The organism is Rhodococcus sp. AW25M09 (assembly GCF_000333955.1).
Lineage (GTDB): Bacteria > Actinomycetota > Actinomycetes > Mycobacteriales > Mycobacteriaceae > Rhodococcoides.
Window position 1 is genome coordinate 1 of the sequence record NZ_CAPS01000078.1, and the last position, 12,201, is coordinate 12,201.

Sequence of the window (12,201 nt, forward strand, 5' to 3'; positions counted from 1 at the left end):
GGCGTGATGGGCGGGGAACTGATCAAGGCCTCTCTTCACATGCGACGTGAAAAACCAACTCACCACCGGATAAGGCTCGTATCCAATCCTGAGTTATTCGGCTGGGGCGGCCTGTGACTCGAAGCCTGCGTCAATCAACCTGGCTGCGACTTCTTGCAGTACGTCTGCCATCGCGGGAGAGGGGTCCTGCGCTTCGGAGTCGAGCGAACCTCCACTGGGTCCGCGTATCGAAGTAGGTGAAATGGATGGATTCAAGCTTCCGCTGGACGCCGGTATCGCATCCCTCTGTGGGAGGTGATCGAGGCTGGGAACGTCCTGGTGAACACTTGAATGAAGGTGCCAGCGCTCGCCACGACATGTGCATGGACCAAGCAGATCTCACGAACGACGGCTACAACCCATGCAACCGTGACCTACATGATCGCATGGGTCCTATTTGCACCAATGTTTATTGGTCTTACGGCCCACGCAGGTACAATTTCCGAGACTTCAGAGATGCGTACTGGGTTGCAGTAACCGAAACAAATTTGGATGAACATGGATAATTCCAAGATCCTGTCTCCACCTTGAGCTAAGGAGGTTCTGGAGTGGCGTACAGTAGCTTTTCCCCGATCACGTTTTCGCTTACAGTGTCTATTTTAATAGCGATACCTACGGCAATCGGATCCTTAGTAATCTGGCGCATGGGGAAAGCCGCTGACTTCGATTACCCCGTTCGGGGGGTAGCATCGGGCGATCGTGCTCGCTCATTTGGCCGGAATGGCCCGGGACGGCTGTCTCGGTCCGCGACGGCGTGTGTTGCGTTTCTTCTGGGGTTTGTCACGTGCGTGGGGTGGCTGAGTTGGTCGGGATACAGTGGCATCTTGGAATTCAGATATCCGCCCCCTACCGAATTTCCGCCCTGGCAGATTTGGGGGTGTGGAATCACACTCGTCATGTGTTCCGTGTCAGCTTTTCTGCTTGCGAAACGCAAGAAGTCTGGGTCGCTCATTTCGCCCTTGTACATCGCCTCTGGATTCGCAACCGCCATGGCCGTGGGAGTTTCTTATGGCGCAACCAGCCAAGGCGGCGTGGGAGTTGTGTTCTCAATGTTCGGACTAACCATTGGCCTTGGGATAGTGACAGTCGTATGCGCGAGAATGTGGCAAGTAATCGTGCGGCACTGAGAACAGAACCCATTTGTCGTCGTCAAGCATTCCACTACTACGGCGCGCCTGAAGCAGTTGGGGGGCGGGCCGGACAGTGGGGACATTGTTCTCCAGAATCGTCCAGAAACCCACTAGAAACACGGGTTCATCTACGGCGGGGCGATCAGCTTGTGAAACCGTCTCGTCGCAGCAATGCCTAGATGTGGACGTGGGATGAGCACCCCGATGGTATCGATGCATCTCAGGGGAGTATTAGCGCGGCGCGGGGGCAGTTGTACGAAGCAGAGATATTCGCGCCGAATGCTGATAACCAATCTACTACCTGACATAATGTCGATTATCGGCAAAACGTCGACCTGCGGATTCTCGGGCAGCGCTCGATTCGGCTGCGCCTCAACGGTGTTGATCTTTTTCGGTGTCGATCTGCTTGGCGTCGATCTGCTTGGTGTCGACGCGGTCCCGCGATTGCGGCAACACCTGTACGGGATGCGCTTGGCTCAGCGCGAAGATCCTGCAATACCGTTGCCTTCCATGTCATGAGATCGGCACACTCGCTCTGCTGGTTCGCGCCTCATCCTGTCGGCACTTACACCCACCAACTTCGCTCATTTCGTCACAGTGACGAAATGGCCATAGTCGACTCACCCAATGTTCATCGCTGTTTCGATCGAATGTGCTGGCTTCCGCAGACAACTTTTGATTAGCATGCCTTAATGGACGCCTTCGTCGCGACATTTCATCGTCGTAACTCGACGCGCCGAGTTGCCGCAGTACTGATCGCCCTCTTCGCGGCCCTCGGCCTCGTCGGTTGCTCCGACGACTCGTCCGCAGACGCCGGTTTCGAGGGTCTGACATCGGGTCAGCGTGTCTACGACCGAACGGGTTACTCGCTGGATCCGGCACAGACCTCGGACATCCAACGCCGGTTGGAGAACTTGAAGTCCGAAACCGGTGCCGATGTGATCGCGTACGTGCGTGAGCTCGACGCGGATTCCGACGACACGCTCGATCAGGTCGAAGATCTGCAACAGAGATGGGTGTCGGCGGCAGGCGTCGACCAGGACACCGCGGGCGCGATCCTGATCAACCGGGAGCCGGGAAAGGTCGACGAGGCTCGCGCGGGCATCTTCCTCGGCACCACGTACGACGACGGCAACGTTCCGCGGGACGAGCAAGAGGCCATCGTCGAGGACGCCTTGATTCCGCCGCTGCGCGACGGTGACGTCGTGGCCAGTCTGCGCGCGGGGATAGACCGCCTGGGGTCCGATATCCGCAACGGTCCGCCGGTCACGGCGCTCGACAGATTCGCAGACGGTCCCGGCTCGACGTGGCTTCCGTGGACCGGGTCGGCAATCGCGATTATCGGGCTGCTCGCGGTGGCTGCACTGTTCCGTGGCCGTGCGAAATCTACTGTCCCCGAGCATTCCCCGACCACGATCAGACCGGACCACACCACCGATCCAGCGTTCGCCACGGCTCTCGTTCATCGCAGCGTGCAGCCGAGCGGTGTACCGGGGACAGTCCTGGCAGTTGCCGCCGCCGACGCACTTGCCTTCGAGCAGGACAAGAAGCCGGGAAAGTTCGACAAAGGAACAGTCAGGATCCGGCTTCTCGACCGAACTCGGGTACGCGGAGAAGTGCAACAGGCGGTCTGGTCGATGCTCGCCGAACGTGCCGAGGACGATGTCGTGGACGGGGACGCGTTGAAGAAGATTGCGAGCGGCCCCGGCGCGACCAAAGAACTCGTGGAAGGCCGACTGCGGTCCAGCGGATTCGTTGCCGACGGCACGGTCCGAACCCGGATAGCTCTCGCCGGTCTGGGCGCGCTCGGCGGCGCCGCCGCCATCGGAGGAATCACCGTTGCGACGTCGGGTGCCCCGACGATGTGGTTCGCGGTGGTGGCGTCGGCACTTCTCTTCGTTGCAGGGCTGTCGTCGGCGATCGCGTACTCGCGGTTCTCGGTCGCAGGCCTGGACGCGGCGAGGCCTTGGGAGGCGTACCGCGACGGATTGAAGCAAGCGGCGAAGGACAAGGACGAGTCGGTCGATTTGAACGCCGCTCTACCGGACATCGTCGCGCTCGGTTTGGCCTCGTTTTTTCGGAAACGACTCGACGCCGCGACCGACCCCGCAAGTGACACGCCGCTGCAAGCCTTCACACCACCCGTTGGTGCCAACTACTCGTCGGGCGGCCCCGTGGTCCTCCCCTGGGCTGCGTTCTCCGGGGTGTTCGTGTCCAGCGGTAGCGGATCCGTGGCGTCGGGTGGAGGTGCCGGTGGAGGAGGCGGAGCGGCTGGTAGTACCTGATCGATCGGTCGATGGCCCACCTCGTTCGGATCGATCACGGTTCCGCAGGCCGCGAAGGAGGAACGGAACACGGGGAAACTCTGATCCCGCCACCTTTGGCCGGTTACCCTGCTCGGAGGTGCACAATCTCTACCAGGGGTTCTCATGTTCGCTGTTTGCGCACTCTTCGCTGAGTCGGTTCACCCGTCCGAATCTCGACGGGACAATCCGGTCGTTCTCGACCTCGATTCCGGTCGAGTCAAAATCACGCAATTCTTCATCGGTATGGCCACAGTCACCATCGGGCTGATCGGGCTCCTCAGCGCGCCCACCGAGGAATACGACGGGATCGGTGTCATCGTCGTGGTGCTCGTCAGCCTCACGACGTTTCCGGTGTCACTCCGATGGTTTTTCGGTGGGTGGCCAACGCCGAAGGCGCTCGTTGCCTACGTCGTCTATGCCGACGTGTCGATAGGCACCTGCCTGCTGCTCAAACAAGAACTACTCACCGCAATCGGCGGCACAGTGCTGTTCGCAGTGGTCACCATGTTCGCTGTCATAGCTGTGCGGCCGTCGGTGTATTGGGTGCACATGGCCACAAACGTCGTCGTTCTCGCGATCGTTTCCGTTCGGGCCGCGCTCAACGATGCCGCCAGTCCGGGGGTCGTGGCGGCTCACACACTCACTATGCTGCTCATGTTCGCGGCACCGATGATCCTGGTCATCTACGTCAGTGAATTGCGCTCCCGCGCGCAAGAGTCGTTGGTCGACCCGCTGACCGGTCTGTGTAATCGTCGCGGGCTTGTCGCCGCGGTCGAAACGGTTTTCCTGACTTCGCAGAAAGATCGATCCGCCGAGATGAGTGCTGTGGTGCTCGACGTGGACGGATTGAAGCGCGTGAACGACACCCTCGGTCACCACACCGGCGACGCTGTTCTGGTGGATCTGGCGCAACACTTACGTGCTGTCACCTCGAACAAATGGGTGGTCGCCCGCCTCGGCGGCGACGAATTCGCCTGTGTATCCGTTGCGGAGCCGGGCACCACAGAGCCACGCATCGAGGCCTTGGTGGCTGCGTTGTCCGACACACGAATGATTTCGGGGCTCTCGGTCAGCGTGGGCTCGGCTACCACCGAAGCGCACGTCGGCGGCTCGAAACAGGCCATACAGCTCCTGCTCAGAACCGCCGACGCCGAGATGTACCGCGCGAAGAGCACCAGAAGACAGAGTGGCGACTACTCTGGCTCAGCGCCAGGCTGACTACTCCCCTACGCCGGTATAGGCGCTTGCACGGATCTCGAGTCCGCTGGCCGCGACACACCATCGATAGACCACGGCTCAGTCTCGGCGGCCCACCACCGGGTTGAGCTCGGAGGCGGCCACGCCGCCGGGCTCGATGCCCGGGAGGAACTCGCGCCAGGTGCCGCTGATGAGCGTCGGCGATTCCACCACCCGCGCGCCGTCGGCGAAGTACGTGGTGGCCAGCGCTCGCCGTGGCTGCGTGGTCAGGTTGGGGCCCGCGGTATGGAAACACAGAGCTGAGTGGAACGACACGTCGCCCACTGCGAAAGGCCCTGATTCCACCGCTACGTCTCGCTCGGCGAAACGCTGGGTGACTGCCTCGTCGTAGGACGTGCCGACCTTGTCGAATTCCAGGTCGGCCACCTCGCCCAGCACCTCACGGCCGCGGGCGAACGACAGCGGGCCCATCCGTCCGGGAATTGCCGACATCGGCATCCAGGCGGTGACCGCTTGGACGGTCTGGAGAGGGAAATGCTCGGCGTCGTGGTGCCAGGGTGTACGGCCGCAGCCGGGCTCCTTGGACAGCGCGTTGTCGTGATAGAGCCGAACGCCGGGCTCGTCGAGCAGGGCCGCAGCCACGCCGCCGATCCTGGGCGACAGCGCCACCGCGCGCATCAGATCGTCGTGCAGCCACATCTGCTCCAACGCGGTGAAGCGTCCGGCGACGTCGTCACCGTGCTCGGCGCGAAGCAGCTCCTCGAGCCGCTGGGCGAGCCGTCGAACCACGGCCGACGACAGCACGCCCGGGAGCCGCACGAAAGCCTCTCGCGCGAAGGCCTCGATCGCGGCCGGGTCGAGTTCGTAGGGCTCGGCCAGTTCGCGCTCGACCTGCTCGTCGGAAGCCGCCTCCACATCGGGCAGGCCCGGGCCGTCGACCAGCTCGGTAGGCATCTGCTCGTTCGCGGCCAGCGTGACGTACCAGTCCCACCAGTCCTGGTCGTCTCCCGCCCAATCCTGCTCGATGCCGCCGTCGCGATTCTGTTCGGGGAGCCGGTCGTTGGTCGCCGAGGCCTTCGGTGCCGATGTGTTGTTCAGATCCGGCGTGCTTGTCAGATCCACAGCAGGGCCGCCTCGTGGGAGAAGGTGTAGGAGCCGGATGCGTCGCGGCAGGTGGCCAGGTACTCCCCCAGCACGGGTGCCGACTCCATCTCTTCCAGCGACACGGAGTCGTCGAAGGCGCAGCGCTGCAGAAAACCCTCTGCGACAGCGCGATCGGAGGTACCCGTGGTGTAGGTGACCCGCTGATCGCGCACATCGGCACCGGCGCGGGTCAAGGCGTCACGCACCTGCTCGGCCGTCGTGTACGGCGTTGCCTCGCGCACGCCCGCCCGGAAGGCGTCGTAGAAGGCGAGGTAGTGCGAGGCGGCGGTGGCCTGCGCGACCAGGCCCAGCCCACCGGGGGCCAATGCAGCCACGAATCGCTCGGCCGCCGCGTCCAGCTCGACCGGAGGGAGGGCGTAGAGCGCGTGGGTGGCCCATACGACGTCGTAGCCGGTGTGGTCGGCGGGCAGATCCTGCAGGGTCATCACCAAGTCGTTTCTCGCCGAGAACGGCGAGCCCAGCGCGCCGCGAGCCTCGGCCACCGAGAACGCCGACGGGTCCAGCAGGTCGTAGGCCAGCTCGGGCAGCGCGGAGAGATCGGTGTAGCGGCGCAGCGCGGTGGGAAATTTGCCACTGCCGCAAGCGACGTCGAGCAGCGACCAACCGTCGTGCGCGCGGTCGGCGAGCAGAACTGGCCAGTCGGCGGCCAGCGCGAGCTGGCGGTAGTCCTCGGTGGCCAGGGCGTAGAACGCCTCCATGCCCGTGCGTCCGGCCTCGCTCCAGTGCTCGAGACTGCGTTCGGCTGTATCTTTGCTGCTCACACCGCTCCTTCTCGGAGCCGACCGCAACACACCGGGTGGGGGCGTCGTGATTGACTCACTTCGATGTCCAACATAGCTTCGAACCCGCCGACCGATGCCGCCGCCGCGCTCCTCGGGGATCTGCGCGCCGCACGCCGTGGTGCAGTGGCCCTGCCCGCTCTGCAGCCCGACTCCTACGCCCGCGACCACGCCGCGTTCGAGCAGCTCTCCGACCAGCGCGATCTGATCGCAGACCACCTCGCCGGCCGGCTGGGCGGGATGGGCGACGGTCCGATGTCGGTGCTCTCGGTGGGCTGTGGTGACGGTTCGCTGGACGTACGTCTCGCGGAGGGTCTGCTGCGAGCGGTCCCCGGTCGGCCGGTGCGCTACGTCGGGATCGATCCCTGGTCCGGGAGCGCGGAGCTCTTCACCGCAGAGATGTCCGCTCTCGAGGCCGACGAGCTCAGCGTCGACGTGCACGTCTCGTCGTTCGCCGACGCCCCGATGGACGAGACCTTCGACGTCGTGGTGTTCGTGCACTCGATCTACTACGTCTCCGACGTGGGTGAGTCCCTGCGCGGTGCCCTCGACCTGCTGCGACCGGGCGGCGAGCTGTGGGTGCTCGTGGCACCGCGCGCCGCGCTCAACGCGTTGGTCGACGTGCTCGCCCCGCCGTTGGAGGACCACCGGCAGTGGTTCAGCAACGACGTCCATGAGGCCTTCCTCGACGCCCGCATCACCCTCGACGATGTGGTCACCCTCGACGCGCTCGTCGACCTGGCCTCCTCGAGCGACGAGGCGCTCGACTTCGCTGTGCAGGCCCGCCTGACCGCCGAGCTGCGTGGGCCCGTACGCGCCTATCTCGATGCCGTTTCGGTGCCCGGAGCCGACGGCGGGCACAGGGTGCCCCACCCGGTCGACGTCTTCAGCACGACCCGTCACTGACGTCATCCACGACGGTAGCGAGCTCGGCTGCGGACGACGCCCTTCCGGTCACGGGCTTGTCCTGCAACGAATGTGTGGTTGAGTCGACCGATGGCCGCATCGCTCGACGTCACCGCACTCGGCTCGATCGAGGTGTTGGGCGAGGAGATCTCGCTCGACGAACTTGTCCTCTCCTTCGGCGTCCTGCTCGCCACGGTCCTGCTGGCGCTTGTGGCGCGTCGAGGATTGCTCAAATATGCAAAGCGCGAGAGCACGGCGCACAGCAGCACGTGGTACACCGTCTCGCGAGTCCTCGGATACACCATTGTCGCGATCGGTGTCCTGGCGGCCGTTTCGGCTCTGGGCGTGCCGTTGAGCCGATTCGCCTGGCTGGCCGGCGCGCTGGGTGTCGGGCTCGGTTTCGGGCTGCAGACGATCTTCAGCAACTTCATTTCCGGGCTGATCCTGCTGTTCGACAGGACAATCGAGGTCGGCGATTTCGTCGAGCTCGAATCGGGCGTCACCGGCGAAGTGCGCGACATCAGGATTCGGGCAACCCGAATCGTCACGAACGACAACATCGACATCATCGTTCCCAACTCGGAATTCGTCACCAGTCAGGTGGTCAATTGGACCCACCGCGACGTCTCGAGACGCCTGCGGGTGCCTTTCGGCGTTGCCTACGGCACCGACAAGAACATCGTGAAACGTGCCGCTCTGGAGGCGGCTTCCGAGCTGCCCTTCACCCTGACGCTCGACGGACCACATCGTCCACAGGTCTGGTTGACCGAATTCGGTGACAGCTCGCTCAACTACGAGTTGGTGGTGTGGGTGAACGGGGACGCCACCGTGCGCCCAGCAGCCGTCACCGCCGCCTACAACTGGGCACTGCACTCAGCTCTACAGCGTCACGACATCGAGATCCCGTTCCCTCAGCAGGATGTGCACGTCCGCAGCATTTTCGGGTTGACCGGTCAGGACGCTCGGGATGCGCTCGGCCTCCAGAACGCAGGCATTACGGACGAGCCGGAAGCGAACGCATCGGAGTCCGACAACGACGCCGTCGACGACGTCAAGGGCGCGGGACGCGATATGCCCGGCGCGGCCGAAGATCTCGCTGAATAGCCCATTTTTCCAGTCACCACATTCTTCGTTCTCCGTCCTGCACGCGTGTCATGCGAGGAGGAACAGGCGGGGCGTAGACGATGACGGCCGACTAGCGTTCGGTGAGACCTTCTTCGGTCTCACTCGTCACCTGCTCCGGTAACCCCACCTGGTCGGCCAGTTCCAGGCCCGCACCGGCGTAGACGTTGAAGGCGATGTCGACACCGTGCTCCCGGGCCCACTGCACCTCGTCGTCGTACCGGGCGACCGCTGCGACCTTGCCGCCGAAGCCCGATTCACGCAGGCACGCGAGCGCGGTGACGTTGGCACCGTGACGCGGCATGGCGAGCACGGCTATACGAACCGATTGTGAGCGCCGGAGCTGGTTCCAGAAATCGAGGTCGGTGGCATCGCCTTCGATGACTCGATAGCCACGGTCGGCGAGCCGCTCGATCCGAGGCCCGTCGTAGTCCACGCCGACCACACGAAGCTGATAGTGATCGGTGAGGCGCTCGTAGGCAGCGAAGCCCACCCGGCCCATGCCGATCACGACGACCTCGGCATCGCTGGCGTCACCGGGGCGTTCTTCCGGATGCAGCTGGTATTCGTCCTGTGCAGGCAACCGTGCTGCGATTTTCTCCACCATCAGATGGCCTCGGCCGTTGACCAAGGCCGACACCACGAAGCTCAGAGCGACGGCAATCGACATCTCCACCAGCCAGGCCGGCGCCAGCAGATCGGAGGCCACCCCGACCGAGACGACGATCAAACCGAACTCGGAATAGTTCATCAGGCTCAGCCCGGCCAATACCGACGTGCGATACCGAAGCTTCATCATCGTGAACAGACCCAGGTAGAGCGCGCTCTTGATCGGCAACAGCAGCACCATCAACAGCGCGACGCCGATACTGGGTAGGTCCGGCAAACCGGAGAGGCCGATGGAGACGAAGAATCCCACCAGCAGCAGCTCCTTGATGTGGAACAGCGATCTCGACAACTCGGACGACGCCGGGTGAGACGCCAACAGTATTCCGATGACCAGTGCTCCGAGATCGCCTTTGAGGCCGAGCTCGGAGAACAGTACGTATCCGGGAACCAACGCCATGACGATGCCGAACAGCGACTGCATCTCGCCGTGACCCAACCCGCTCCAGATCCAGCGAAGGATTCGGGTGAGCGGCCACAGCAACACCAGGCCCAGCGCCCAGATCGATGGCAGCTTGCCGCTGGTGACAGTGAGAAACACAACGGCGATGATGTCCTGCATCACCAGAATGCCGATTGCCACGCGGCCGTAGAGAGCGTGCGACTCCCCCCGTTCCTCCAGCACCTTGACCACGAAGACGGTGCTCGAAAACGACATCGCGAAGGCCAACAAAGCGATCGTCGTCAGACTTTGCCCCGACAACATCGACATTCCCGCGATAGTGGCCAACCACAGCACACCCGTCCCGACTGCCACGCTGACCACCATGTGCGCCGAGGTGGTCAACCACACCTCACGTCGAAGAAGAATCCGAACGTCGAGCTTGAGACCGATAGCGAACAGCAGCAGCGTGACGCCCAGGTCTGCCATCAGTTCGAGCTGGGGAAGCTCACCGACGTCGAGGGCATTGATGACGAACCCGGCGGCCAGGAAGCCGACCAGAGGAGGCAGCCGCACCACCATGGCGAGTCCGCCCAGGCCGAAGGCGATGACGAGGTAGATCGCGGCAACTGTCATACACGTCCTCTTGCTGGTGGGGCGCAACCGGATCGACGACATCGGCACGTGCCGTCGGAGTGACCCCAGTATCCCGGCAATCCGGATATTTCACAGCGCAGGATGCCGGCGCGAAAGCGGCGACCGACGAAGTCGAAACTTCGTCGATCGCCGTTGCCACGATCGAATGCTCGAAGCTCCCTGTCGGGAGGTCTCAGAGCTCGAACTCGGACGGATCTATTCCCACTGCGAAGCATGCGTTGCGGACGGCGGCCTTCTCGTGATCGTCGAAGTGGCCGTCTGCGCCGCCGATGATGATGCCGATCTGGATGACGGCTCGCGCCTGCTCGGGCTTCGATTTCAGCTTTCCGATCGTGGCTGTTGCCTCGACCTTCCCGAAATCGAAGTCACCCTGCAGCTTGTCGCAGTACCAGTCGAACTTCTGCCGAAGTTCGTCGGGCTCGAACACCCGTAGGGCCTCGTTCCCGGCGATCAGAGCTGCGGTCTTCTGACGCTCGGCAGGATCGATGGTGCCATCCGCCGCCGCGATCAGCGCGCACATGGCCATGCTGCCGTTGGCGAATTCCTTGTTCTTGAACTGGCTGGTCTTGGTCTGCAGCTGCCCGTTCAGTTCTTGTGCCTTGGACTTGAGTTGATCCCAGAACGCCATGGAGCTCCTCACTGTGTACTGAGTCCGCGCATCTGCGCGAACCCAGACCCATTGTCCATGGAATCGGCGAACGAGAAACTAGCCGCGGATCCGTGAGCGCATTCATCGGCGCTACCTCGTCGCCCGGATCAGCGCAGTCGCTCGGCGTCGTGCGCCTTGGCCAACAGTTCGACACACAAACGATGTAGTTCCGCGGAGTCGGCGCCTTCGGTCACTGCGGTGCCGACGTCCTCGGCGGCGCAGCGGACCTCGAACGCTCTGTCGGCTGCCGCCGAAGCCTCCTCGGCAGTGAGGACGATCGCGTCGTCGGGAATCGATGTCCCTTTCATCGCACTGCGCTGCTCGTAGGCACGCTGACGACACGATTGGCGGCAGTAGCGCCGCTTACGTCCGCTACCGGTGTCGGCGACTGGGCGCCCGCACCATGTGCAGGTCTGGTCGCGGCGGGTTCTGACGGACATGGTCGTTCAGCCTACTGCGACCGGCAGGTATGATGCCTTCATCAGCTGCGCCGATGGCACCGCATCGGGTCCGATCGGCGGCCCGGGAACGAACCGACGCGCGGCGACGTTGTAGATCAGTGGGTAGACGGTGTAGCTCGGTGTCGACGGATGGCACCGACGCGCGTACCTACTATCGATGGAGAGGACTTCACCATGGCAGATCGTGTACTTCGAGGTAGTCGACTCGGTGCAGTGAGCTACGAGACCGATCGTGATCACGACCTGGCACCTCGCCGCGTTGCTCGATACCGGTGTGACAACGGCGAGGAGTTCGACATTCCGTTCGCCGACGAGGCCGAGATCCCCGGCACCTGGGCTTGCCGCAACGGACTCGAAGGTTCGCTGATCGAGGGCACTGCGCCGGAGGCCAAGAAGGTCAAGCCGCCTCGCACCCACTGGGACATGTTGCTCGAACGGCGCTCGGTCGACGAGCTCGAGGACCTTCTCAAAGAACGCCTGGACCTGTTGAAGGTGAAGCGCCGCGGCGCATAACCATCTGTCACTGCACCGCTTGATTGGAAACAATCCGGCGGTGCAGTTTTTTGTTGCTCTTCGAACGTTGCGTATGTTCCGATCGATGACAGTGTGTTTCTCGTCGCGCTCGCATCGGTTCCAATACGGTTGAGTGGCGGTAAAACCGCCCGAGGTGTCATCATCGGGTATCTATTGTCACTAAGGTGGACGTTCGGTCAATATCGTCGTAACAAATGACGACGAATTCC

The 12,201-nt window shown here is 63.1% G+C and carries 10 protein-coding genes; 5 read left to right on the forward strand and 5 right to left on the reverse strand.

What is annotated here, in order from left to right; all coding sequences use genetic code 11:
- Positions 1–1,861 precede the first annotated feature (1,861 nt).
- Both RHODMAR_RS15780 and RHODMAR_RS27035 read left to right on the forward strand, forming a co-directional pair.
- Positions 1,862–3,454 (forward strand): TPM domain-containing protein, encoded by a 1,593-nt coding sequence (locus RHODMAR_RS15780; RefSeq protein WP_008716217.1) that lies wholly within the window; start codon positions 1,862–1,864, stop codon positions 3,452–3,454.
- A 264-nt stretch (positions 3,455–3,718) separates the two neighbouring features.
- Positions 3,719–4,693 (forward strand): GGDEF domain-containing protein, encoded by a 975-nt coding sequence (locus tag RHODMAR_RS27035; protein WP_157226118.1) that lies wholly within the window; start codon positions 3,719–3,721, stop codon positions 4,691–4,693.
- 78 nt (positions 4,694–4,771) lie between these two features.
- On the opposite strand, the gene RHODMAR_RS15790 is transcribed toward RHODMAR_RS27035, so the two are convergent.
- Positions 4,772–5,794, reverse strand: a complete 1,023-nt coding sequence (locus RHODMAR_RS15790) for a phytanoyl-CoA dioxygenase family protein (RefSeq protein WP_008716222.1) — start codon at positions 5,792–5,794, stop codon at positions 4,772–4,774.
- Positions 5,785–6,597, reverse strand: a complete 813-nt coding sequence (locus RHODMAR_RS15795; RefSeq protein WP_008716223.1) for a class I SAM-dependent methyltransferase — start codon at positions 6,595–6,597, stop codon at positions 5,785–5,787. The genes RHODMAR_RS15790 and RHODMAR_RS15795 overlap by 10 nt, the downstream gene beginning before the upstream one ends.
- A gap of 63 nt (positions 6,598–6,660) precedes the next feature.
- Between RHODMAR_RS15795 and RHODMAR_RS15800 the strand changes: the two genes are divergently transcribed.
- Positions 6,661–7,521 carry a class I SAM-dependent methyltransferase gene (locus RHODMAR_RS15800; RefSeq protein ID WP_008716225.1) on the forward strand — a complete coding sequence of 287 codons (861 nt, stop codon included), beginning with the start codon at positions 6,661–6,663 and terminating at the stop codon, positions 7,519–7,521.
- 90 nt (positions 7,522–7,611) lie between these two features.
- Positions 7,612–8,625: a mechanosensitive ion channel family protein gene (locus RHODMAR_RS15805; protein ID WP_008716227.1), complete on the forward strand. Its 1,014-nt coding sequence runs from the start codon at positions 7,612–7,614 to the stop codon at positions 8,623–8,625.
- 91 nt (positions 8,626–8,716) lie between these two features.
- On the opposite strand, the gene RHODMAR_RS15810 is transcribed toward RHODMAR_RS15805, so the two are convergent.
- The 3 genes from RHODMAR_RS15810 to RHODMAR_RS15820 all read right to left on the reverse strand — a co-directional run bounded on the left by RHODMAR_RS15810 (position 8,717) and on the right by RHODMAR_RS15820 (position 11,437).
- The gene (locus RHODMAR_RS15810) at positions 8,717–10,327 is read right to left on the reverse strand and encodes a cation:proton antiporter family protein (RefSeq protein WP_008716230.1); all 1,611 of its coding nucleotides are present in this window, start codon (positions 10,325–10,327) and stop codon (positions 8,717–8,719) included.
- Positions 10,328–10,520: 193 nt separating this feature from the next.
- A complete protein-coding gene (locus RHODMAR_RS15815) occupies positions 10,521–10,976 on the reverse strand; it encodes a tellurite resistance TerB family protein (RefSeq protein ID WP_008716232.1) in 456 nt (151 codons plus the stop codon).
- Positions 10,977–11,104: 128 nt separating this feature from the next.
- Positions 11,105–11,437, reverse strand: coding sequence for a hypothetical protein (locus RHODMAR_RS15820; RefSeq protein WP_008716233.1), 333 nt, complete (start codon positions 11,435–11,437; stop codon positions 11,105–11,107).
- A gap of 195 nt (positions 11,438–11,632) precedes the next feature.
- Here RHODMAR_RS15820 and RHODMAR_RS15825 point away from each other — a divergent pair, with 195 nt between their 5' ends.
- Positions 11,633–11,971 carry an RNA polymerase-binding protein RbpA gene (locus RHODMAR_RS15825; protein ID WP_042939505.1) on the forward strand — a complete coding sequence of 113 codons (339 nt, stop codon included), beginning with the start codon at positions 11,633–11,635 and terminating at the stop codon, positions 11,969–11,971.
- Positions 11,972–12,201: the final 230 nt, after the last annotated feature.

Excerpts from the sequence above, each read along its gene's own strand:
- RHODMAR_RS27035 (WP_157226118.1), top strand. The coding sequence starts at position 3,719 with ATGGCCACAGTCACCATCGGGCTGATCGGGCTCCTCAGCGCGCCCACC.
- RHODMAR_RS15810 (WP_008716230.1), bottom strand. The coding sequence starts at position 10,327 with ATGACAGTTGCCGCGATCTACCTCGTCATCGCCTTCGGCCTGGGCGGA.
- RHODMAR_RS15800 (WP_008716225.1), top strand. The coding sequence starts at position 6,661 with ATGTCCAACATAGCTTCGAACCCGCCGACCGATGCCGCCGCCGCGCTC.
- RHODMAR_RS15780 (WP_008716217.1), top strand. The coding sequence starts at position 1,862 with ATGGACGCCTTCGTCGCGACATTTCATCGTCGTAACTCGACGCGCCGA.
- RHODMAR_RS15825 (WP_042939505.1), top strand. The coding sequence starts at position 11,633 with ATGGCAGATCGTGTACTTCGAGGTAGTCGACTCGGTGCAGTGAGCTAC.
- RHODMAR_RS15805 (WP_008716227.1), top strand. The coding sequence starts at position 7,612 with ATGGCCGCATCGCTCGACGTCACCGCACTCGGCTCGATCGAGGTGTTG.
- RHODMAR_RS15815 (WP_008716232.1), bottom strand. The coding sequence starts at position 10,976 with ATGGCGTTCTGGGATCAACTCAAGTCCAAGGCACAAGAACTGAACGGG.
- RHODMAR_RS15820 (WP_008716233.1), bottom strand. The coding sequence starts at position 11,437 with ATGTCCGTCAGAACCCGCCGCGACCAGACCTGCACATGGTGCGGGCGC.